Raw genomic sequence first — 23,413 nt, 5'->3', positions numbered from 1 at the left:
ACTAAGTTCCTCCTTATCTAAAACAATGCATTATCTTCATTGAATTTCCTTACCATCCAATTAGCTATAACTACTAGTAAGAAACCTACAATAGATTGATAGAACCCTACAGCAGAAGCCATACCTATATCACCTGAAACTCTAAGTGCTCGATATACATAAGTATCAATAACATCTGTAGTAGCATAGAGAGTACCTATGTTTCTAGGCAAGAAGAAGAACATACCAAAATCTGCATAGAAGATCTTACCTATCTGCAGCAATACCATAACAGTTATTACTGGGGATAATAGAGGTAATGTAATTTTTCTTATCATCTGAAATCTATTTGCACCATCTATAGCAGCCGCTTCGTAATACTCATGGTTTATGCCCATAATTCCTGCATAATAGATAACGCTATAATAACCAACATTCTTCCATAGGAAAGAAAAAGTCAGTATGCCAGGCCAATAACTGGGTTTGTTATACCAGTTGATTGGGTCTATCCCAAATATCCCTAAGAAATTATTAAGCATTCCTAGATTAGAGTTTAAAAATGAAAATAACATGAATCCAACTACTACCCATGATAAAAAATATGGGAAGAAGAATACTGTCTGATAAAACTTTACGAATGCCCTTTTAGTTATCTCATTTAACATAATTGCAAAAGCTACTGATATAATAAGGCATCCTAGGATAAATAAGAAATTCAACCCTACAGTATTTCTAGTTATTCTCCAAGCATCTTGAGAAGTAAAGAAGAATTTGAAATTATCAAATCCAATAAAAGGGCTGCCCCATATACCCTTTGCAGGTTTGAATTTTTTAAAAGCTATAACAATACCTATCATAGGCAAGTAGTTAAATAAAAAAATTGCAACAACTGCTGGTAAACACATTATTAATAATGGAGAATTTTTTTTGAATCTTTTAGATCTGCTACTTTTTATCTTTTTTCTTTTTTTAGTACAAATACTATTCGCCATTAACTCCCTCCTTATATTTGTCAATTGAATGCTTCATGTGTTTGTAATTAACACTATAAGTTCTCATATTCAACCTGTAAATGATAAAATCAAGTGTCCACTCCAAAATTGTGTAACTTACTTATTTAAAATCCTGTAATCTATTTAAAATAGGTAACTAAAGCTACTAATAGCCGTCCAAAACTAATATAAAATAGTATTTATACTCTGTAACTTCATCTTCTCTATTATGCATTTTTATAAGTTTCATATAGAAAAGCATTATATATACAAGTTAGAATTGTACTATATAATGCTTATATTGACCCTTTATTTATTCAACTCTTGTTTTGCTTTCATCCTGTAACCATTTGCTGTAATACCATACTCTTTTTTGAATAATGTATAAAAATAACTGATGTTCAAGAATCCACATTCTTCAGCAATCTCACTAATGGGTTTTGATGTTGTTTCCAACATAGCTTTGATTTTCGTAAGCCTTGTTCTATTAATGAATTGTGAAACAGATACTGATGTATGTTTTTTAAAAATCCTATTCAAGTAATTAGCTGTCATATTATATCTGTCTGCTATTATGCCAACAGATAAGTTCATATCTTTATAATTTTCATTAATCATTTCTATTATTTCATTAATTAACTGATTATGTTTTATGCTTTTATTCTCTTCTATTATCTCATCAATCTGATCAAAAAAGCCCAAGAATTTCATATTCACCTTTTCTATTGTTTCCAACTGCCCTATTTCTGTAAATAATGAATTAAAATTAAAAGGAAATTTACAATGATAATTTTTCTCCATTCTATTAAATACTTTACTCATAGCTAGACTCATTTGCAAAAGTACTTGATTCATAGAATAGTAGGAATAATTTAATGTCTCGTTAATTATTTTCTCATAGTAAAATTTGGCATCTTTTATCTTTCCAAGCATTAGTGAATCAATCATCTGCTGTTCTTTCTGTACAGGATATTCATAATCTTTTTCCTCTAATTCTTTTAATTCATCTTCATATAGAATGCTCCTATGTCCGAAATAAAATCTATATTGAGAATTATTTAAAGTATCTATATACGTATTATAGATATTACTTAATTCATCTGATACAGAACTTATAGTTGCTGATATTGATAGTTCAAAATACTCATTCATAGCCGATTGCACTTTTTCTATAATCTCTCTAATATCATTAACCCAGAAAGACAACTGATTTTCTTCTACATTCATAATCAATACCACATTATCTTCCTCTAGATTAATACACTCATGATTGTATTTATGACCACACATTTCTGATGCTATGTTCATGATAGCGAATTTCAGAACTTCTCTATCCTTATAATTATACTTATCTTTTATTTCAATGAAATCATCAATTTTGAAAAGTATCAATGCTATAGGAGTCTCACGTTTCAGTTTTATATTGAAATCATTGAATAGCTTGTCCAGATTATCGATACTGATACTATTTTTATTTTGAAGCATAGCCTTCAGCATTCTGTTTTTCAACACATATGTACTCTCTCTTTTGTGTTTTTCCAACTTGTTCATCTTATTAAGTATTTTTTTGATTGGCTTCCATAACCTATGTGACATGAGAATTGAACATGCTATACCTAGAATTAGTATGAACATGCAAACCAATAAGGTTAAATATTTCATTTTACTTACTTTATATTTGATACTTTTATAAGGAGTGATACTTATGAATTTCCAATCAAGGGAATTGGACTTATTATAATGTATAACACTTTTTTTACCATCTACCTTATCTAAGAAATATCCTGTTTCCTTATCTGAATTAAGTATTTTTTGAACAAACCTTTTATCTGATATATTGGATTTCATAGAATATGTATTATTCCCTGTTACAACCACACCTTCATTATTGATAATAAATATCTCTCCATCTGTATTAATCTCCATTGTCTTAATCATATTTTGTAACCATTCTTCAGTTACGTTTACAATTATTGCAGATTTCAGTGGTTTATCATTTGTTGGTTTGGTGTAATAGATGAATGTATATACATTTGAATAGTGATTTTCATCTACAGGCATTAAAGGCATAGGACTTTTCCTAGGTATTGGATAGAGAATTTTATAATCTTGATAATTATTAAGAATTTCCACTAATTCCTTATCAAAAAAATCGTTATTATTCTCCACTCCTTCAGATGATATAGTAGTCAAGAAAGTATTATTCTTACCATTATATATATAAATGGAATGAATGAAAGGTCCTGTAGCTTTATAGGAGATCAATTCATCAATACTGGTCTTGACCTCTAACATGTCTACAGAATAATTGTACATGAATCTTTCTATATTTCTATTAACATACAACTGCATAACCAATCTACTGGCTGATGTCTTCATATAAGTGGCACTATAAGTAGTCTGAGCAAGTTTATCACTTTCATATTTATGTATCATGGATAATCCAAAATTTTCATAGCTCTTATACAAAATGGATGAAGTCAAAACTATAGCCAATATTATAGAAAATACAATCATCATCAACAATTTAATATACATCTTATTCTTTCTTTTATATGTATACAACAATCTTTTCACTCTAAAACCACCTTTTCCCCAATTATTTCAAAAAAAAAGTTTGCAAATATTATATAATAACTATTACCATATTTCACTAACCATCCTAAAACATGTCATAATAAGTATTCACAAAAGCATCAAAACAACCACAATTAATATTTTTTTATAAATATTAAATAGCCAATAGTTATGCAATTAGAAGAAAAAGTGTTTTATGATTATATTAACGGGTACTGGCGAAACATATACATATACTATTTTGCAAAAACCAAGTCAGAACAAAACACTTTTTCTGACATACTTGCATTATAATTGAAATTTAATATTGATTTTTACTTTTTCTAGTGGTATATTGAAGATACTACACCGAAAGGAGATTTCCAAATGCTAAAAGGAAAAACTATCGTTATTGGTGTAAGTGGTGGAATTGCAGTATACAAGGTATGTGACCTTGTTAGTAAACTGAAGAAATTAAATGCGGATGTACATGTAATTATGACTGAATCAGCAACAGAATTTGTTGCACCCTTGACATTTGAATCACTATCATTGCAACCTGTGATTGTAGATATGTTTGCAAAAATAGTTAAATGGGATATTGAACATATTGCTTTAGCCAAGGCTGCTGATTTGTTCTTAGTTGCTCCTGCTACAGCTAATATAATAGGTAAAATAGCAAATGGAATAGCAGATGATATGTTATCAACAACCATCATGGCAACTAAAGCACCTAAAATTATTGCACCTGCTATGAATACCAATATGTACGAAAATCCTATAGTACAAGATAATATCAAAAAATTAAAGAATTATGGCTATAAATTCATTAAGCCAGATTCAGGAAGATTAGCATGTGGTGACTTAGGCATAGGAAAACTAGCCAATGTAGACACTATTATTGAATCAATTACCATGAATTTAATAGAAGATAAACCTTTAGCTGGGCAAAAAATATTAATAACAGCTGGACCAACAAGAGAAGCTCTTGACCCGGTTCGTTATATGACTAATCATTCTTCTGGCAAAATGGGTTATGCTATTGCTGAAGCAGCAGCCGTAAAAGGAGCAGAAGTCACTTTAATATCTGGACCTGTTACCTTGGAAAAACCCAATAACCTAAAAAAATATATTCAGATTGAATCTGCAGAGGAAATGTTTACTGCTGTAAAAGACAATCTGAAAGACCAGAATATAATTATTAAATCTGCTGCTGTAGCAGACTATCGTCCAGAGGTTTATGTAGATAAAAAAATAAAGAAATCAGACGAAGATTTCAAACTTACTCTAACCCGTAATCCAGACATACTAAAATGGATCGGCATGCACAAAACCCCAGAACAATTAATAGTGGGATTCGCAGCTGAAACCAACGATGTTATGGAAAATGGAATTAGTAAACTGAAGAAAAAAAATATTGATATGATAATAGTTAATGATGTCACTAGGGCAGATGCAGGTTTTGGCACTGATACCAATTGTGTAACATTAATTGACAAAAAAGGTAATAAGAAAGCCTACCCAGTTATGCCTAAAAAACAATTAGCCCATAGTATACTGGATTATATTATAGCTAATTTCTAAAATTTAATAGATAATATCTGCTTTGATTCATTGAACAAAGACAGTATCAAGAAAAAACAAGGTATATTAATTATGATATTCTACCTTCTTGGACGCTGTCTAAGAAGGTTTTTTTAATGTAGCTTATGAAAAATGGGAGGTTGTAATGTTTGGATTTATAGGAGCTGGAAAAGTTGGAACAACATTAGGTATGTACTTTAACAATATGCATCTGCCTATCAGCGGTTATAATAGTAAGTCACTTGCATCAGCCAAAAAAAGTGCTGCTTTAACCAATAGCAAGGCTTATGAAAATATTACCCAATTAGTTGATTCCTCAAAATATATCATGATAACTACTACTGATGACGCAATAGAAGATGTTGTTGGTCAGTTAATATCAATAAATGCAGCATGGGAGGATAAAGTTGTTTGTCATACAAGTGGTACTCATCCCTCCACTATACTTGAACCTCTTTCCAAGCTTGGTTCAACTACCCTATCACTACATCCTATGTTATCATTTGCTGATATTAATTATGCATTAACCATGTTACCGCAAACACCACTTACATTAGAAGGTAAAGGAAATCTGATTGATGATTTCAGAAAAATCCTGCTAGATATTAATTTTAAAATACACAGCATAAGTTCAGAGCAAAAATCTCTATATCATGCAGCTGCTTGTATAGTATCTAACTATATTGTTACTGTAATTGATACAGGAATAGAAACTCTTAACCGAATTGGATTAAAGCAGGAATCATCATTAGAACTAATAGAATCCTTAGTAAAAGGAACAATGAATAACATTTTTGAAAAAGGGACTGTGAATTCCCTTACTGGACCTTTAGCTCGAGGTGATGTCCAAACTATCAAGACACATATACGAGCTTTATCTAGAGAAGATAGAAGCCTTGAACAATTTTATTGTTTACTAGGTGATAGAACTCTAAGTCTAGTAGAAAAACAAAACAAATTAAACGAATACACTCTAAATACTTTAAAGGAGGTATTACAAGATGAAAACTGTAACTACACAAACAATAAGGAACAAGAAAAAGAATAACGAAATAATAACAATGTTGACAGCATATGACTACCCTACAGCAGCTATACTGGATGAAGCAGGTATCGACATAATATTGGTTGGCGATTCATTAGGAATGGTTATCTTAGGTTATGAAAATACTACAGAGGTAACTATAGAAGATATGCTTCATCATGTAAAAGCAGTTTCTAGAGGCAGCAAACACTCATTAATCGTTGCTGACCTTCCCTTCCTGACTTACCACACAGGAAAATACGAAGCTGTGAGAAATGCAGGACGTCTTGTTCAAGAAGGCAAAGCCAATGCTGTAAAACTTGAAGGCGGAACAGAAGTAATTAAACAAACCAAAGCAATTATAAATGCAGGAATCCCTGTTATGGGACATATTGGACTAACCCCTCAATCAATTAATCAATTAGGCGGTTATTATATTCAAGGAAAATCCGAAGAAAAAGCAAAAAAATTACTTGAAGATGCAATGGCTCTAGAAGAAGCTGGAGCATTTGCAATCGTACTTGAATGTATACCAACGGAATTAGCAAGACTGATTACAGAAAAGGTAGAAATCCCTACTATAGGTATCGGTGCAGGTTCTGACTGTGATGGTCAGGTATTAGTTACCAATGATATATTGAACCTATATTCCAACATGGTACCAAAATTCGTTAAGCAATATGCTAATCTACAAGATGAAATCATGAAAGCTACCAGCAATTATATAAGAGACGTAGAACAAAAGGCTTTTCCTAGTAAAGAACATGTTTTTCATATAAAACAGGATGTAATTGATTCAATATATGGTGGAGGGAAAAAATCATGAAAATATTCAATGATATAAATGAACTGCGAAAACATCTGGAAATCTATCGTACAGAAGGCAAGACTATAGGTTTAGTGCCTACTATGGGATATTTACATAAGGGACATATCTCTTTAGTACAAAAATCAGTTAAGGATAATGATATAACAGTACTAAGTATCTATGTGAATCCCACTCAATTCGGTCCTACTGAGGATTTGGATAAATACCCTAAAGATCTTGAAAATGATAAAAAGCTTGCCAAGGAAGCTGGAGTAGATGTTATTTTTATACCAACCAACTCAGTAATGTACCTAGATAATCATGCTACTTATGTGAATGTTGACAATCTAACAGATAATCTATGTGGTAAATCGAGACCTACTCATTTTAGAGGTGTAACAACTATTGTAACTAAATTATTCAATATAGTTCAGCCAAATGGAGCTTATTTTGGACAGAAAGATGCTCAACAGGCTATAGTCATCAAGAAAATGGTTAAAGACCTGAACATGCCTATTGATATAATCATCTGCCCTATTGTAAGGGAAAATGATGGTCTAGCATTAAGTTCTCGTAACACATACCTAAATACTGAAGAGCGCAATCAAGCTACTATTTTATATGAATCACTCCAAAAATCAAAAGAGTGTATCAAAAACGGTGAACAATCAGCCACAATCATAAAAGATATGATAAAAGAAATGATTGAAGAAAAACCTTCAGCGACTATAGACTATATAAGCATTGTTAATGAAGATACACTTGAAGATATAGATTATATTCAGGGTAATATTCTCATTGCCCTTGCTGTTAAAATCGGTCAAACAAGATTGATTGATAATCTAAGAATGGAGGTAAATCTAATATGTTAATTGAAATGATGACAGGAAAACTACACAGAGCAACTGTAACTGATGCTAACCTTAACTATGTAGGAAGCATCACCATTGATGAAAACCTAATGGAATTAGCGGATATATTGCCTGGACAGAAAGTACAGATTGTCAATAATAATAATGGTGCTCGATTAGAGACTTATGTTATAAAAGGAGAACGTAACAGCGGTACCATATGTCTTAACGGAGCTGCTGCCAGACTTGTACAGCCAGGTGATATAATAATCATTATCGCCTACGCCTTAATGGATAAAGAAGAAGCGAAAGACTATAAACCAAAAGTTGTTGTTCTAGATAACAATAATCAGATTATTGGTTAAACATAGATAAGTGCTAAATATACTATATTATAAGATGACTCTTCAATACTGAATAGTTTTGAAGAGTCATCACTATACTTTCGTCGTCTTCCAATAATAGGATTTGTCTCACTGTTATCACTCTTTCTGTATTGACTACAAACTATCTCTTAGTTCTATATTCTTAATGAATGCTCTCAAATAATCTTCATCTATCTTATCCCAAGTAAATCCTAAATTCTCCAAATAATTGGTTGTCAGATAATTATCAACTGCTATATTTTTACTGACATGTGCATTTTTATTCCTTATACTTAATAAATGTTTCAGCTTTTCTTTGCTATGAGATATAAGAGTAGTAATATTATCCATAGATACTGGTAATATCTTATACCCCATTTTTTCAATGATATGCAAAATAGATATAACACCAACTTTATTAGGGTTATATACGTGATAGATTCCAGTATACTCTGGTTCACTCTTAATAATTTTAACTATTGCATCACTACATTGGTCAACTGGTGTCATCTCAACTTTTTGATTCAATAACTCCTTTGGCATCTTTTTCAATATGAGTAATTCTCTTAGTCTGCCATAGAATCCATTGTCTTCTATATTCCTTTGAAATTTGCCATCACTTGTACGTTGAGTCAGATTGCCTACTCTCATGATAGAAGCATCTAATCCGTTTTCTATCTCTTTTATGATTTCACTCTCTGCAAGGAACTTACTAAATATATACTCGTTCTCAGAAAAACGCTGTCCTATATACAAATCTTTCTCTGTAAAGCTACCTTTTACCTTATGGTGTTGCAGCATATATTTACCACTTATAGATATTGTAGACATATGATAAAGTTCTGCATTCAGCATTTTTGTCATGTGAATGATATTTCGGGTACCTGTTACATTAATATTACGTAAGATATCTGATTTACCATGATATTTAACATAAGCTGCAGCATGGATAATCGTTTTAATCTTATCTTTTATGATATTATAGTCTTTGTCACTTAGTCCTAGTCTATCTAATGTAATATCTCCTCTTAGAATCTTGATTCTTTGTTTTTCTTCATGTGTCATATTTGGAAAATAGTAAGCAAATACCTTTTCCATTTTTTCTTCCGTATTATTTCCTCGAACAATACAATATATATTATCTTTCGTCTCTTTTAATAAATCATTTACTATATGGATGCCTAACCATCCTGTTGCACCTGTAATTAATATATCTCCCGATTTCTTTCTTTTAATTTTATTGGGGATAATATCTATTGTGTTTTCATATTTCCAAAAATCCAATTCTGAATCTTTTTGAGTAATTTTCCTTATGGTAGGATAATTATAGACATCTTTTATCTCTAATCCTATTCCTAATTTATCTGCTTCTACAATTAATTCCATTGCTTTTAGAGAGTCACCACCTAATTCAAAAAAATCATCAGTCACTCCTGCTCTTTTTATATTCAATACTTTTTCATATAAAGATACTAATTGTTTCTCTAAACTGGTTTTTGGCTTAACATAAACCTTATTAGTTGATTTATTCTTATTTAGTTTCTCCATATCTATTTTACCATTCACCGTTAATGGAAATGTCTCTAATCTAATTATCTGATTAGGTATCATGTAAGCTGGTAATGATTTTTTAAGTATGTCTCTAAGTGTGTTGTCTTCTATTGTTGATGAAATATAATAACAAACTAATTGCTTTGTATCTTTCGTTTTTACGCAAGTCATTACACTGCTTTTTACCCCTGTCACTTGATTGATTTTGTTTTCTATTTCATCCAATTCAATTCTGTTTCCTAATATTTTAACCTGACGGTCTAATCTCCCTTTATATTCTATATTACCATCTACGAGGTATCTTCCTTTATCACCTGATTTATATAGAATATCACTTTCATTGAATGGTGATTTGATGAATTTCTTTTCAGTAAGACTACTATCATTATAATAACCTTTAGAAACACCTATACCACCAATTACTATTTCTCCTTCATATCCTATGGGCATTAAATTTTCATATCTATCCATGATATAAACTTTATAATTACTTATAGGTGAACCGATTAATGAAACATTACCCTTATTACATTTGTTATAGGTAGCACATACTGTTGTTTCGGTAGGTCCATAGGAATTATATATATCAATATCTTTTTTTATCAGATTATCAACATGATTATTTTTAAGTACATCTCCCCCACTAATAATGATTTCAAGGGATTCAGGAATAATCATATGTTTATTGAGCATAGCTACTAATGATGGTACACTACTGATAATTTGTACTTCATTATCCCTTATTACACTTATTAACCTTTCAATGTTAGTAACCGTTTCTCGTTCCACAATCACTAATGTCCCACCTGAAACAAGTGTTGGAAAAACTTCTTCAGTAAATAGATCAAATGTATAAGATGATTGTTGAAGCACAACCTTACCTTCTATATTAATTTCTTTTAGTAATGTATTTACATAACCCACAACATTTTTATGGGTCGTCATAATTCCTTTTGGTCTACCTGTTGAACCAGATGTATGCAATATATAAGCCAAGTCATCTACTTCATTAACGTTATCTATATTATCAGTTGAATTATTAAGCTGTCCTGCTATTGGAATAACCTGTTCTACAACATTCAAAATATCGGCTATATCTTTTTTTGTATGAACTATTATTTTATTTACATTACAATTTTTAATTGTATCAATTATTCTATTTGCTGGCTGATTAATATCTAGTGGAAGATAGGTTCCACCAGCCTTTAAAATTGCAAGAATACCTATAATCATTTCGATTGATGGCTCTGCAATAACTCCTACTATAGTATTTCTTCTGACACCTTCATTCTGTAGAACGCTTGCTAATGAATTGGATTTTTCATTAAGCTCTCTATAGGTCATAGATTCCTCTTTATATATTACTGCATTCTTATTAGGTATTTTTTTTACCTGTCCATAAAACAACTCATGGAGTGCTTTTGTATCATCATACACTGTCTCTGTATCATTGAATTCATTAAGTAGAATGTTTTTTTCTTTATCTGGCATTATATCTAATTCTCTCAGTTTTTTACTATGGTTGCCTATAACATCTTTAATAATAACATCCATATGAGAAAGAATCTGGTCAATATTGTTATCTGTGTATTTATTGATTTGATAGTCTATTTCATATGTAATGCTAGGTTCACTATCTCTATTGCTGATATTTATTTCTAATCCATCCATGGCACATTGATTGAATATCCAATTAGTATTGTAATCCTTATAATCAACATTTTTAGCATTTTGATAAGATAATACAGTATCAAAAATTTTCTTGTTGGTTCCGAATTCAGCTGTAAAGGCTTCACGTATCTTTATATAAGGATACTTTGAATGTTTGAGTGTATTGAAGATCTCTTTTTTGACTTCCTTTAATAATTCATAGAAAGTCCACTCCATGTTGATATTGATTTTTAGTGGAACCATATTGACATAGTAACCTAGTGAAAATTTTTCTCTTCCTTCTCTGCCTAATACTGGTGTACCAATTATTACTTTATCCTTATGATTCATTCTTGCCATATAAATGGCTAGAACAGCAACATGAAATGCAAACAAACTTATAGAGTTATTCTTACAGTATTGTTTTATATGTTCTTCATTAATCTTAATACTTTTTCTTCTGGCTTTTATATCTTCAACTGTACCAATACAGTCATTATTTAATTTTATGGCTGAATCATCAAAATCACTTATTTTATCTTTCCAATAATTTTCATCTTGTAAATATCTATAAGAAATCAGGTATCTATTATCTCTAGTTAAATATTCTGTATAAGAAATTCCTTTATCCAGGGTGGTTGTTTTATCATTTCTATAATAATAATTGATTCTACTTCCTATCAGTACCATTGTCCAAGCATCAGATATAATATGATGAAGTTTTATAATAATACCAGTTTTACCATTGTTATATAGAACAATCCTAAAGGAATACAGCTTATTCTTTTCTATTTTCTCTTGTGTGTAATTCTGTATTATCTTATCTGATTCTTCATTTGCTTTCTCAACTAAATCTATTATATTAACCTTATGATAATAAAAAGGTTCTATAGTCTCTTTGTCATCATCTATTATTGATGTTCTTATGATATCATCTGATTCAATCAGCTTATTTATAGCCCTATCCAGTTTATCAATGGATATGTTATTATCTTTGAAAATCATTTCCCCAATTATTAAACTTGGAATACAGGATTTATACATTTTTCCTATATCCCACATAGCTTTTTTACCTTTTGATAATGGATACATATCTATACTCTTCCCCCATTACTTAAGATTATTTTAAGTGGCTAACTTGAATTTTATAGTAAATGTAGACCCTTTTCCAAGTTCAGAGTCAACTGTTATTATACCTCCATGTGCTTTCACCAATTCCTTAACTATGGACAATCCTATACCAGCACCGCCTGTCTTCCTACTCCTTGATTCATCACCTCTATAAAATCGTTGAAATACATATGTTAAATCTTCTTTTCTGATTCCTATACCAGAATCAATAAATCTAATTATGGCTTCATCTGTGCTTTTTGTCAATGTAACTTTTATACTGCCTCCCCTATTAGTATATTTATAAGCATTGGTTAGCAGATTTACGAATATCTGTTTCAATCTATCTCTATCTCCATTAATAAATATATCTTTTTCTAATTGACCCATAAGCTTTATATCTTTACTATCCATCAGTGGTATGAATCCTTCAATTATAGTTGACAGCTCATTTTCAAGATTTACCTTACTGGTATTAAGTCTTAGGTGCTCACTCTCAACTATCACTAATTCATTGAGGTCGTTAATTAGTTTGGTCATTCTCACAATCTCATCATTCAATTTGGCAAGTCTCTCTGGTGATGGCTCTAGAACACCATCCATCAATGCTTCTATTTGGCTCCTAAGTACTGCCAGAGGACTTCTAAGTTCATGGGAAATATCGTTGCTCAGTCTTTTTCTCAGTTGTTCTTGTTCACTGAGTTGCCTTGCTAATTCTTCAATAGAAGTTGCCAATTCGTTTAATTCTTTTGTATCAGTTTTTATTGATTTTACACGTTCATAATTGCCTTTTGATATATTATGGGTGCTATCCTTTATCTCAATAATAGGACGTGTAAGTCTTCTTACAAGTAATAAGCTTAAAAAAATAGCAAGCAGCACAGCTATAAAAAATGAGATTACATATAATATGTTAATCGTATATATGAAATCATTATCTTCTTTTGCAGTGATAATGTTTTTATAATGGCCTATACTGAGATATCCGATTGTTTCACCTTCATAACTCAATTGTTTCTCCAAATAGGTATAGTCTTCCTTAAAAGACTCTTTATGCATAGCGTTACCCATTCCCATGCCTTTACCCATTCCCATACTGCTGACAAATATAACTTCCCTATCTATATCTTGCAAAACAATCTCCACATTCTTAAAATGTGCTTGCTGTTTCAGATAGGATAGCTCTCTACTATCAATAATGCCATCATTCTCAATACTAGTATTAACATAGGTTATTATTTCTTCATTATCAACTTTGTTTTGCTCCAATACGTAATCAGTAAAATAATATTTTATTCCAATATTAGATAATATGATAATAACTATTACTGTAATCAATGATATCACTATAGAATTTTTCATTATTCTCTTACTGAGACTTATCATTATCTCACACCCATTTCTAGTCCTGTTTGCCTTTAAACTTATAACCTACACCATAAACAGTCAAAAGATATCCAGGTTTTTTTATATCATCTTCCAGTTTTTTACGGAGGTTTTTTATATGTGCATCAATAGTTCTATCATAGCCTACAAATTCATAACCTAGTGCTGCATCTATTATTTGAGATCTAGTGAAAACTTTGTTTGGATTTCTAACAAAAAGTAATAGTATTTCATATTCATTAGGAGTAATATTAAGTACATCTCCAGCTTTTTTAACAATGTGCTCTTCTTTATCAATTATTATATCTTTATTATTGAATGATATGATATTATCATTATTAATATTAGTTTTTTTATAAGTACGTCTAAGTATTGCCTTAACCCTCATAACCAATTCCCTAGGACTGAAAGGCTTAGTCAAGTAATCATCTGCACCAAGTGCTAACCCTCTTATTTTATCATCTTCCATACTTTTTGCAGTAAGCATTAGTATAGGTACATCTGATTCTTCCCTTATTATTTCACAAATCTTTTCACCAGATAAATCAGGAAGCATCAAATCTAATATTATAAAATCCGGGGCTATATTTTTATAGAGGGATAATCCTTCTTTTCCATTATCAGCAGTAAAAACCTCATAACCGTCTTTTTTAAGATATGCTTCCACTACTTCCAACAATCCATGTTCATCATCTATAACAAGTATTTTTTCTTCCATCTTTTTTCCCTTTCATATAGTCATCAAGTCTTTGGATGTTAATAGATAAATAATACTTTTATTATATTCTATCAAATTACCTTTATATATGCAAAAAAGCAGCTATAAGCTGCTTTTTGCATCTTTTGAATTAAGTATATTATTTAGCTCCTCTTCCATAGCCTAATCCTCTACCGCCATTGCCTCTGCCATAGCCATTACCAGTACCATTACATGCACCTCGACCATTTCCCATTCCACGGCCTAGACCAATTTTCTGTCCTAATCTCTGTGGATTACTTGGATCACAATTACCAGCATTTTCTTTTAGATTTGCTATAAATTCGTCAGCTTCTTCTCTAGTTAACTGACCTTGCTCTACTTTCTCTTCAATCAAGGCTGTTTTTTCGTCTACCATCTTCTCTACAAATTCATCATAGACTTCATTTTCCTTAGCTAATTCACCGAAAGTTTTACCTTCTTGTCTTAATTCATAAGCTTCTTCTTCTGTCACTCCAGTAAGCTCTGAATAAATTTGTGCTGGAGTAGCTGCAAATGCTGCCATTCCTACTAATAGTGATCCTAACAAACCGAATGTGATTAATTTTGTTTTTTTCATATATATTTCCTCCTTTTTGATTTGTTATTGTAATTATAAAATAACAATATGAAAAAGTTATGAAGAAATAAGAAAATCTAAAATAAAGTTTTATCGATATCCTTTTCGTATAAGAACATTGCTGATAACTTATCTATGTTGAGTCTCTTAGTTATCATGTCACATTTACATAAGAATAAATAGAAAATGTTATGACCGCTACCAGATAATGTCTCAAAATTACCTTGTCCCTTGGAGATAATCATATCTGCTTTATTATAAAATACCTCTTTGAAATCGTCAGACACTTCATCTAAATCTGTACCAGGAATATCTGTACCATTATTGATTATTTTAGCATGTTTATCTATACCAACAAAATAGGCATCTTCTTCAATAGCATCATTAAGTGCTGGTTTACCTCTTGTTGCAAAATAGATTGTTATATCTGGAAATTCTTTTTTAAGTTCTTCCATCAAGATTTTATCAAAAACAATTTCGCCTGTATTATCTCCTAGATATAATATTTCTTTTGCATTAGATAATTCCTTATAGAATTTATCATAAACCTCTTTGTCAATCTTACTATCCATCGTTCTTTTGATGATATCTTCAACAAGTTCCATAGTAATATTGTCAAGAGCTCCAAAATCAACTATATTACCAGCCATAGCTATTCTTATAGCATCTAGGAATCTATGGTCGGAATCATCAAGCATTGCCTTAATATTATCTTCCATAGCTAATAATTTTTCATTGAAAAGTTTCTTCTCTTCTTTATAAAAGTCATCAACCCCTGTAAGGTTATGTAATATTCTCATTACCTTAGTGCTTATGTAAGGTGCTGTTTTTTCATATTCAGTATCAGCCACTTCCAATAGAACCTTGTTCATGAATTTATATTTCTCTTTTTTGTCTTCAATATATTTGTCAGCCAGTTGATTAGCTTTATTAATTATACAAGCTATACAATCTACATGTGAGTACATAATTTTCGTATCCTTTCTACTAAAATTTCGTTGTTTTACAAACACTTATGCTTTATAGGCTTAAAAATAAGGACTACCCTATAATATAAGAAAAATCTAGGCAAGATGCCTAGACTTATATTATTCTACGAATTTAACTGCTGTTCCATATGCAATAACTTCAGCAGCGCCTTGCATGATAGCACTAGAAGCATATCTGATATTAACTATACCATCTGCATTTAGAGCTGTGGCTTCTTCAACCATACGTTTTGTAGCTAAAGCTCTTGCTTCATTCATCATTTTATTGTAAGCACCAAGTTCACCACCAACAATTGTTTTAAATGAACTCATAATATCTTTACCAACATGTTTAGATTGAATAGTGGAACCTTTGACGATTGATAGTGTTTCTAGTTGTTTTCCTGAGATGTAATCAGTATTTACTAAGATCATCTTCATTTTCCTCCTTTAATTCGTCTAGTCTTCTTATAAGATTTACTATAAGTGCAATAATCACCCATATTATACCTATAGCAAATATTACTCCAATAATTTGAACTATTAGAATGCCTGAAATGATTGCATTAAATGAAAAGCCATATAACATGAGCACATTTATCAGACATAATAATACTGTTATAAAAATAGGTGCAAACTTCTTACTCATATTGACCACCCCTCTGTAAAAAATATGTTATGGGTTTACATATTATAACTATATCTAATTGATAGGCATCATAACACCTATTTATTATACCTCTTATATTAATAATAGAAATACTCAGTATCTATTTTTTTATAAAAGTCTTTTGATTTGGATTTGAAAGGTCTATGATTGAAAAACAAACATTTATCTATGTTATTTACTCCCTCTAAAGCCATTTTAGCCGCAATGATACAATCTGTTGTTGGTTCTTTCTCTGCAAAACTAGCTTTGTGAGCTGGGGGAAATTGTACACAATATGTCTTGTCATAGATAACGCCTTTTATTGTACTAGGAAACTCTGGATTATTTTTTCTGTTTATGACAACATTAGCTACAGCAATCTTAGCATCAAAGCTTATATAGTTAACCTCAACAGTGATTATCTTGGCTAATAAAATCAAGTCTTCGTCTGTATAACCTCTGTCAAGGAGGCTAGTAGCTGGAACCACAAGATTTTCTCTAAGTATTTCTACAGTATATACTTTCTTGTTCCAATTTACTGTACAGTTCATACCTTCGGCAAAAAATCTGATAGGAACCATAGTTCTATCATCTACTACTGGTGGTGCAATTTCAAGTTCATATTGCTCACCATTAATACTTGCAATATTAGAATCTGTAGATAACTCAATCTTATTATCTGCTTCATTGATTGTTATCTTATGTGTATCGCCATCCCATAGAACCTCTGCACTTAGAGCATTGGCTACGGATCTTAGGGGTACATACACGGTATCATTCATCATGATTGGTTCAGTATCCATGATAATATAATTATCATTAACTTTTACTGATATTGGGGGAACTTTATCTATCGCTAATACTGGAACGTTGAATAAAATAATGGAACTCATACATAAACATATTAATGTTTTACATAATTTTTTCATTAGAATTTTCTCCTATATATATTGAACTTGAACATCTATATATCATTGCAATAAGTTCAATACATTTTCCTTGATTTAATAAGCCTAATACAACTAAATACTGCTGGCTCTATAGCAATTATTTAATTAGGCTTATAATATAAATATTATTCCTCATCTTCTGGATATTCTTCTTTTGTTATTTTTTCTTCCTTCACATTATCTTTCTTTTTTGCAGTAAATTTATCCATTATGTTAGGAACCATGTCAATTATTTTAGTTAAGCTATCTTGATTTTTAACATTAACTAATCTTGTTTGACCATCTTGTATTACTAGAACAGCACTTGGACTAATCTTAGCACCTAAGGCTCCTCCACCAACACCTTTTGTTTTTTCTTTTGCTTCTTCAGAAGCCCCTGCACCTACACCAAATGAAACATCAACCAATGGTAATATTATAGTATTCCCAATATTAATGGCTTCGCCCACTACTGTTTTTGTAGAAACGAAATTTTCCATTCCATTAAATAATGATTCCACAGTTTTTTTAAAATTTGATTCCATTTATTTTCCTCCTTAAGTTCATTAGATATACTATTTTTTATACCTTATATGTTTTATATATTTTTCTTACTCTTTTATCTAAAATAATACTTAATGTATTTTTTAGCAGCACAATTAAATATATTTTCCCTTTTCCATAAAAACATCCTTGAAATATTTTCTCATTGAAATCAGGGACAACCTTTAATTTATTACCAGTAACAGTATATAATATACTTACTGCACCTACTACATATCCTGTTGAAGCTGGATCACCAGTACCAATAATCAACTTAGACTCGAATTTCTTAGGTAAAATGTGTTTTATCATTTTTAGAACTTTATCTTTTATCATTTTAATGACAGCCCGATTTTCTTCATCTTTGATAAAATCTTTTATGGTACTGTATATTTGTTTCCATTTACTTGCTACCTTGTCTTTACCTTTACTATCTTTATTCTTTTTCTTCTTTGTCTTTTTTTCTTTTCTTTTACTACTTTTTTTAACTCTCTTCTTATTTAATTCTTCACTTTGTTGATTAACCTTGTCATCTAACTTTACTTTGTCATTGTTGTCTTCTTTTATTTCATTATCTGATTTAACTCTAATGTCTTTTTTCTTTTGTTTTTTCCTACTCTTTTTATTATTAACTTTTTTTACCTTTTTATGTTTCTTTTCTGCCATAATGTCTTTACCAAAAATTTTTAGGCTCATTTTGGTATCTTCATCCATATGATACTTAAAGGATATGATGTGAAGCAACCAATTAACTTTCACATCCAGCTTTATTGTATCATATTTTTCACCTTGGGCACTATATCTTATTGGCACAAACAGTATAGTTAATATACATAATACCACAAATAGTATTATAAACAATATTATATATAAAAAAATTTTTAATATTCCAAGTAATATAGCTAACATAATTAACCACCTGTATACCTTATTTTATATTCTTAATGATAATGTCTAATCAATTTTTTCTTTGCTACTTCAATGATAACAAGTGTTACAACAACACTTACAACAAAGATTCCTAATATAATCATAGCTGTTTGGAAGAAAAATATTTCTGGCACTATATTGATTAGAATATCTGTCTTAGGATCCAATAACCATAAATCATTAGAGAAAAATATTTCATGAAATATAGTAAAATATTTATTGAAATCAATTAATAATAAACCACTTAGTATTAATATTAACATAATTATTACAGCAAATACATATTTAACCATAGAAAATGTAATGGTAAGCAACTTCTTATTTCTGAAAACCATATAACCAATGGCTATAACAAGTATAATAAAACTAATGTTTCTCATATATGTACCTATAACAAATAACTTCTTAACATCAACCATGTGGCTTTTTTCACGTTCGCCAAAAACCTCTTGTTCTTTCCCATCTATAACAGCTTTCATATCCAGTGTTTTTCTAGAGTCTTTTAGATAGGCTATCATATTTTTAGTAACTTTAGTTAGTTCGTCGAGACTCATGTTTGTTTGTTCTGGAATGTCATGTCTTTCATACTGCCATTGATAATGATTAATATTATATGCTATAACTTCTGCTGAAGTAAATAACAAAACAAAAAATAGTAAAACTCCAATTATAATACTAACACCAATATTCAAGCATTTCATAGAATCCCCATTCCTTTATTTATCTTTTATCGTGATATAATATCAGCTTGTCTTAAAATACGATTTTAAGTTAACAGTAGAAGAGCTGGTGTATACATCATCATATATGTCTCTTACTAATTCAAATGCATTATCCCTGCCCTTAGCAATACCTATTATTAATATATCATTACCCTTATCTTCCAATCTATATAATTCAGTTGATAATAATATTTCCATAGGATTTTTTGATTCTTCTATACACGTCAAAAAATAAACATCCCTAATATGTTTTCTTCTTTTTAGTTTCTTAAATATTTTATTTGTTTTTTTATCATTGATCTCTTTACTTATATATATGTTATCTGCATATTCCATATAAACACCCTTTTGAACTATTAACTCTATACGATGCATTATCAATGCACCAAAATAAACTTATATTAATAGTATAGCAAAAAAAAATTATAATACAATATTTTTTTGGTATTAATAGGTAATAGTATTAAAGTACAATAAAAATCCTTCCATCAAGTGTAAGCTTAATGAAAGGATAACTTTTATTAGCCAAGTGCTTTTTCAAGCTTAGGTATCTTATTAACAGGAAAAGCTCTAAGAAGCTGCATATATTGATTTTCTGATAAATCTTGTGTAGAACAATATAATTCAATTTTTCTATCTACATCAGCATGTTTATAGTTCTCAAAGAACTTAGTAAATTGTTTTTGCTCCATTGTCGTCTACCTTTCTTGTATAATTGTTAATCAATCATAGTTGATAATAATATTATACCCATAAAAAAATATAATATTATGTTAGAAAAGTATTTTTTTATGCAGCTAATTTAAATTATGCTAAAGGCGATAGATCATCTATAACCTGTCTCAATAACTCCTTAGAAACATTTTTTTCATTTAAATCAGAACATTGTTCTAATGAATTAACAATATAACTGTGAATTTCTTGTGGTTTCTTGAATGTCACTGGCAGATAATATAGTAATCGAGACATGATTGCTCGTCTGTACAATTGGGATTTATCCTTTAGATATTCATCAATACAAGAAATCAATTCCTTCTTGGTTTTTGCTAAAGTAAAATCATCTACTCTATCATCACCCTCTGTCATATCCATTTTTTCAGGATTCATAAAATAACTTGACGTAGCTGACATATAATCTAGTTTTTGTATGTTTTTATATGAAACAGCTAAACCATATTCTTCAATAGCCTTATTATATTTATTATTAGCTGTCTCTATTATAGGTGCATATTTTTCTATATCAACCAGATTAGTTTCTATAACACCTTCAATTCTTTCAAGTGAATTGAAAAGTTCATCGTCAACACCAATCTTTTCACCTTTGATTTTAATTATATGAAATAATTCATCTACTATCTCTAAATCATCATTTTCAGCAAATGAACTAAACCTGTCACAATAACTGATTTCTATTAAGTTGTTTAAGATACTAGCTCCTAAAGTATATACTGAATAAATCTTCTCTATTTTATCTGCTATATCCATTTTGATATCAACAACATTATCATATTGTGGTTTTTCAATATTCTTATAATCCGTATTTCTAAGAATCTCTATACTTTCCCATATGTCTCTATTAGACCCTTTATATTCTTGTCCAAGGATTGCAGTACCTTTTAACATTCCAATAAAATTATTTAAGTCTGAGGTATAAGCACCTTTATATAGTTCAAGTGAATTCTCTATATATTCATGGAATTTATTCTTAGTTATTCTTATAGGAAGCTGACTTAATACTAACTTTATCTTTTCATTTATTACTATATTCTCATCTGTTTCAAAGATGAATTTTATAAGATTACCAGCGAAACTACTATCATCCTCTAAATCATAATAGTCTTGAATGAATCTACCTTCTATTCTATTCAAAATATATTCATATGTTTCAACTTCATCTGTATAATATGATAGTATCTCAATATTTGACTCAATCTTATTTCTTATTTTCATTAAATCTTCTCTATCAAATACTAGACTTTCAAGATTTTTGTAGTTGTCAAATATTGATATAATAGGTTCAATTATTTCCTTGGACCTATTATCTTTTAATAGGTTATTATTGTTTTTTTCATCATCCAGCATCTCGAGAAAAGTAATACAGTTAAATAATAAATCATAAACAGCTACTTTATATTGTCTAAACTGATAATTTACCGCTAACTGATCTAATGTGCTTTCCAGATTCTTATTAGTTCTAATATTGTTTTTTATGGTAGAAAAATTCATTGTTTCCATTTATCTTATCACCTTTCTCCTGTATTTATTAATAGAATATGTTATTAATATCATTATAACTGTATACACTAACATTATTCCCATGTACTTCAATAAATCAATGCTATCAAATCCTTTAGTAATAATATCTGTCAGATAATTTAATGTCCAATAATTAGGAATTAAATAGCTTAGACTTTTAATACCTCCAGTAAGCAAATCAATACTGAAAAAACTACCGCTGACAATTCCCATAATCAGTATAAAAATTGTGAATATCATCGTAAATGTAGAAGTCTTGTCTATTACACTAGTAAAGAACATAATCAATGATGATATACTTATTACAAACATTAGCAGTGCAATAAAAGTACCAAAAAATATTTTTAGATGATTGTCTGCAGCATATACACTATTGATTATGGAAAAGATCATTCCTATGATACTGCCTGAAACAACTAGGCTCAGATAATTCCCCAATATGATAGTTGCATTATTAGTACTTGTTATCTGTATTTTTCCCAGCATACCATTCTCTTTATCTTTGACAATGCTAATGGAAGCAAATAGTAAGAAAAAAGATGTAAAAGAAATGATTATACCTAAAATCATTTTTTTATATATCAAATCATTATCTAAAGTATTTGCATCAATACTGGATTTGTCACTATCAACAAATTCAACGTTTATATAATAATGCTTGTCATTACTATAATCTTGCATAGAAATCCCATATTCATAAGCTTCTCTTAGAATAGAATCTTTGTCATCATAATCATTTTCTTCTAAAGCTCTCTCAAGTAGATTTATACTTTTAGTCAGACATAAATCCCTTAGTACTTTTTCAGCAAATATATCTCCTACGAATTTTGCAACATTACTGCCTCTTATATAATAGACATCAATAATCTCATCATATTTCTCATTGATAATATTGTCTTTAAGACCTTTTTTTAATATGTATACAGCTTCAATCTGTCCATCTTTCAATTTGCCCATTGCTTCAGTTTCAGTACTATGGAAAACACGCAAAGTCTTATCATCATCCAAATTATCCAATATGTTCTTAGACATATCAGTACCATCCTTGTCCACTACGGCTACGGGTATACTACTACTCTCGTCAGCATTATGATATAAGGTACCGACAAGCATACCAAATAAGCTTATCATTATAATTAATAATATGATAATCATCTTACTTTTAAACAATAACTTCAATCTGCTTTGCAATATGTTAAATAACCTGTTCATAGTATCACCATATTCTATACTTTATTTCTTTT

General features: G+C 29.9%; 22 protein-coding genes. 5 read left to right on the top strand and 17 right to left on the bottom strand.

Annotation, left to right across the window (positions count from 1 at the left end):
* Positions 1 to 17 precede the first annotated feature (17 nt).
* Both HYG85_RS21445 and HYG85_RS21440 read right to left on the bottom strand, forming a co-directional pair.
* A complete protein-coding gene (locus tag HYG85_RS21445) occupies positions 18 to 971 on the bottom strand; it encodes an ABC transporter permease (RefSeq protein WP_212691383.1) in 954 nt (317 codons plus the stop codon).
* A 309-nt stretch (positions 972 to 1,280) separates the two neighbouring features.
* The gene (locus HYG85_RS21440) at positions 1,281 to 3,548 is read right to left on the bottom strand and encodes an AraC family transcriptional regulator (RefSeq protein ID WP_212691382.1); all 2,268 of its coding nucleotides are present in this window, start codon (positions 3,546 to 3,548) and stop codon (positions 1,281 to 1,283) included.
* Between the two features lie 366 nt (positions 3,549 to 3,914).
* On the opposite strand from HYG85_RS21440, the gene coaBC reads away from it, so the two are divergent.
* The 5 genes from coaBC to panD all read left to right on the top strand — a co-directional run bounded on the left by coaBC (position 3,915) and on the right by panD (position 8,159).
* Positions 3,915 to 5,111, top strand: coding sequence for a bifunctional phosphopantothenoylcysteine decarboxylase/phosphopantothenate--cysteine ligase CoaBC (gene coaBC / locus HYG85_RS21435; protein ID WP_212691381.1), 1,197 nt, complete (start codon positions 3,915 to 3,917; stop codon positions 5,109 to 5,111).
* 145 nt (positions 5,112 to 5,256) lie between these two features.
* A complete protein-coding gene (locus HYG85_RS21430) occupies positions 5,257 to 6,159 on the top strand; it encodes a Rossmann-like and DUF2520 domain-containing protein (RefSeq protein ID WP_212691380.1) in 903 nt (300 codons plus the stop codon).
* Positions 6,113 to 6,961: a 3-methyl-2-oxobutanoate hydroxymethyltransferase gene (gene panB, locus HYG85_RS21425; RefSeq protein WP_212691379.1), complete on the top strand. Its 849-nt coding sequence runs from the start codon at positions 6,113 to 6,115 to the stop codon at positions 6,959 to 6,961. The genes HYG85_RS21430 and panB overlap by 47 nt, the downstream gene beginning before the upstream one ends.
* On the top strand, positions 6,958 to 7,815 hold the full coding sequence (gene panC, locus HYG85_RS21420) for a pantoate--beta-alanine ligase (protein ID WP_212691378.1): 858 nt from the start codon (positions 6,958 to 6,960) through the stop codon (positions 7,813 to 7,815). Before panB ends, panC begins: the two co-directional genes overlap by 4 nt.
* A complete protein-coding gene (panD, locus tag HYG85_RS21415; RefSeq protein WP_212691377.1) occupies positions 7,809 to 8,159 on the top strand; it encodes an aspartate 1-decarboxylase in 351 nt (116 codons plus the stop codon). Before panC ends, panD begins: the two co-directional genes overlap by 7 nt.
* Positions 8,160 to 8,294: 135 nt before the next feature.
* On the opposite strand, the gene HYG85_RS21410 is transcribed toward panD, so the two are convergent.
* From HYG85_RS21410 to HYG85_RS21340, 15 genes are all read right to left on the bottom strand, one after another.
* On the bottom strand, positions 8,295 to 12,452 hold the full coding sequence (locus HYG85_RS21410; RefSeq protein ID WP_212691376.1) for a non-ribosomal peptide synthetase: 4,158 nt from the start codon (positions 12,450 to 12,452) through the stop codon (positions 8,295 to 8,297).
* A 33-nt stretch (positions 12,453 to 12,485) separates the two neighbouring features.
* On the bottom strand, positions 12,486 to 13,856 hold the full coding sequence (locus HYG85_RS21405) for a sensor histidine kinase (RefSeq protein WP_212691375.1): 1,371 nt from the start codon (positions 13,854 to 13,856) through the stop codon (positions 12,486 to 12,488).
* Positions 13,857 to 13,872: 16 nt separating this feature from the next.
* Entirely contained in the window at positions 13,873 to 14,574 is a 702-nt protein-coding gene (locus HYG85_RS21400) for a response regulator transcription factor (protein ID WP_212691374.1), read from the bottom strand.
* Positions 14,575 to 14,713: 139 nt separating this feature from the next.
* Positions 14,714 to 15,172 carry a hypothetical protein gene (locus HYG85_RS21395; RefSeq protein ID WP_212691373.1) on the bottom strand — a complete coding sequence of 153 codons (459 nt, stop codon included), beginning with the start codon at positions 15,170 to 15,172 and terminating at the stop codon, positions 14,714 to 14,716.
* A 77-nt stretch (positions 15,173 to 15,249) separates the two neighbouring features.
* Positions 15,250 to 16,140 (bottom strand): damage-control phosphatase ARMT1 family protein, encoded by an 891-nt coding sequence (locus HYG85_RS21390; protein ID WP_212691372.1) that lies wholly within the window; start codon positions 16,138 to 16,140, stop codon positions 15,250 to 15,252.
* A 120-nt stretch (positions 16,141 to 16,260) separates the two neighbouring features.
* On the bottom strand, positions 16,261 to 16,575 hold the full coding sequence (locus HYG85_RS21385; protein ID WP_113675360.1) for a YbjQ family protein: 315 nt from the start codon (positions 16,573 to 16,575) through the stop codon (positions 16,261 to 16,263).
* Complete coding sequence (locus HYG85_RS21380; RefSeq protein WP_113675361.1) at positions 16,556 to 16,789, bottom strand: hypothetical protein; 234 nt, start codon at positions 16,787 to 16,789, stop codon at positions 16,556 to 16,558. The genes HYG85_RS21385 and HYG85_RS21380 overlap by 20 nt, the downstream gene beginning before the upstream one ends.
* Positions 16,790 to 16,887: 98 nt before the next feature.
* Positions 16,888 to 17,718, bottom strand: coding sequence for a stalk domain-containing protein (locus tag HYG85_RS21375; protein WP_212691371.1), 831 nt, complete (start codon positions 17,716 to 17,718; stop codon positions 16,888 to 16,890).
* A 146-nt stretch (positions 17,719 to 17,864) separates the two neighbouring features.
* Positions 17,865 to 18,263 carry a GerW family sporulation protein gene (locus tag HYG85_RS21370; RefSeq protein ID WP_113675363.1) on the bottom strand — a complete coding sequence of 133 codons (399 nt, stop codon included), beginning with the start codon at positions 18,261 to 18,263 and terminating at the stop codon, positions 17,865 to 17,867.
* 37 nt (positions 18,264 to 18,300) lie between these two features.
* Entirely contained in the window at positions 18,301 to 19,170 is an 870-nt protein-coding gene (locus HYG85_RS21365) for a DUF2953 domain-containing protein (RefSeq protein ID WP_212691370.1), read from the bottom strand.
* Positions 19,171 to 19,202: 32 nt separating this feature from the next.
* Complete coding sequence (locus HYG85_RS21360) at positions 19,203 to 19,892, bottom strand: TIGR01906 family membrane protein (protein ID WP_212691369.1); 690 nt, start codon at positions 19,890 to 19,892, stop codon at positions 19,203 to 19,205.
* A gap of 42 nt (positions 19,893 to 19,934) precedes the next feature.
* Complete coding sequence (locus HYG85_RS21355; RefSeq protein ID WP_212691368.1) at positions 19,935 to 20,249, bottom strand: hypothetical protein; 315 nt, start codon at positions 20,247 to 20,249, stop codon at positions 19,935 to 19,937.
* Between the two features lie 185 nt (positions 20,250 to 20,434).
* Positions 20,435 to 20,605 carry a hypothetical protein gene (locus tag HYG85_RS21350; protein WP_212691367.1) on the bottom strand — a complete coding sequence of 57 codons (171 nt, stop codon included), beginning with the start codon at positions 20,603 to 20,605 and terminating at the stop codon, positions 20,435 to 20,437.
* Positions 20,606 to 20,720: 115 nt separating this feature from the next.
* On the bottom strand, positions 20,721 to 22,148 hold the full coding sequence (locus tag HYG85_RS21345) for a hypothetical protein (RefSeq protein ID WP_212691366.1): 1,428 nt from the start codon (positions 22,146 to 22,148) through the stop codon (positions 20,721 to 20,723).
* Positions 22,149 to 23,381: an ABC transporter permease gene (locus HYG85_RS21340; RefSeq protein WP_212691365.1), complete on the bottom strand. Its 1,233-nt coding sequence runs from the start codon at positions 23,379 to 23,381 to the stop codon at positions 22,149 to 22,151. It abuts the gene before it with no gap.
* Between the last annotated feature and the right edge of the window lie 32 nt (positions 23,382 to 23,413).

It is taken from the genome of Vallitalea guaymasensis (assembly GCF_018141425.1).
GTDB lineage: Bacteria > Bacillota > Clostridia > Lachnospirales > Vallitaleaceae > Vallitalea > Vallitalea guaymasensis.
This window is presented reverse-complemented; position numbering and strand designations above follow the sequence as displayed.

Coding starts and splice junctions, on each gene's coding strand:
- HYG85_RS21445 (WP_212691383.1), bottom strand. CDS start 971: ATGGCGAATAGTATTTGTACTAAAAAAAGAAAAAAGATAAAAAGTAGC.
- coaBC (WP_212691381.1), top strand. CDS start 3,915: ATGCTAAAAGGAAAAACTATCGTTATTGGTGTAAGTGGTGGAATTGCA.
- HYG85_RS21430 (WP_212691380.1), top strand. CDS start 5,257: ATGTTTGGATTTATAGGAGCTGGAAAAGTTGGAACAACATTAGGTATG.
- panB (WP_212691379.1), top strand. CDS start 6,113: ATGAAAACTGTAACTACACAAACAATAAGGAACAAGAAAAAGAATAAC.
- panC (WP_212691378.1), top strand. CDS start 6,958: ATGAAAATATTCAATGATATAAATGAACTGCGAAAACATCTGGAAATC.
- panD (WP_212691377.1), top strand. CDS start 7,809: ATGTTAATTGAAATGATGACAGGAAAACTACACAGAGCAACTGTAACT.
- HYG85_RS21410 (WP_212691376.1), bottom strand. CDS start 12,452: ATGTATCCATTATCAAAAGGTAAAAAAGCTATGTGGGATATAGGAAAA.
- HYG85_RS21405 (WP_212691375.1), bottom strand. CDS start 13,856: ATGATAAGTCTCAGTAAGAGAATAATGAAAAATTCTATAGTGATATCA.
- HYG85_RS21400 (WP_212691374.1), bottom strand. CDS start 14,574: ATGGAAGAAAAAATACTTGTTATAGATGATGAACATGGATTGTTGGAA.
- HYG85_RS21395 (WP_212691373.1), bottom strand. CDS start 15,172: ATGAAAAAAACAAAATTAATCACATTCGGTTTGTTAGGATCACTATTA.
- HYG85_RS21390 (WP_212691372.1), bottom strand. CDS start 16,140: ATGTACTCACATGTAGATTGTATAGCTTGTATAATTAATAAAGCTAAT.
- HYG85_RS21385 (WP_113675360.1), bottom strand. CDS start 16,575: ATGATCTTAGTAAATACTGATTACATCTCAGGAAAACAACTAGAAACA.
- HYG85_RS21380 (WP_113675361.1), bottom strand. CDS start 16,789: ATGAGTAAGAAGTTTGCACCTATTTTTATAACAGTATTATTATGTCTG.
- HYG85_RS21375 (WP_212691371.1), bottom strand. CDS start 17,718: ATGAAAAAATTATGTAAAACATTAATATGTTTATGTATGAGTTCCATT.
- HYG85_RS21370 (WP_113675363.1), bottom strand. CDS start 18,263: ATGGAATCAAATTTTAAAAAAACTGTGGAATCATTATTTAATGGAATG.
- HYG85_RS21365 (WP_212691370.1), bottom strand. CDS start 19,170: ATGTTAGCTATATTACTTGGAATATTAAAAATTTTTTTATATATAATA.
- HYG85_RS21360 (WP_212691369.1), bottom strand. CDS start 19,892: ATGAAATGCTTGAATATTGGTGTTAGTATTATAATTGGAGTTTTACTA.
- HYG85_RS21355 (WP_212691368.1), bottom strand. CDS start 20,249: ATGGAATATGCAGATAACATATATATAAGTAAAGAGATCAATGATAAA.
- HYG85_RS21350 (WP_212691367.1), bottom strand. CDS start 20,605: ATGGAGCAAAAACAATTTACTAAGTTCTTTGAGAACTATAAACATGCT.
- HYG85_RS21345 (WP_212691366.1), bottom strand. CDS start 22,148: ATGGAAACAATGAATTTTTCTACCATAAAAAACAATATTAGAACTAAT.
- HYG85_RS21340 (WP_212691365.1), bottom strand. CDS start 23,381: ATGAACAGGTTATTTAACATATTGCAAAGCAGATTGAAGTTATTGTTT.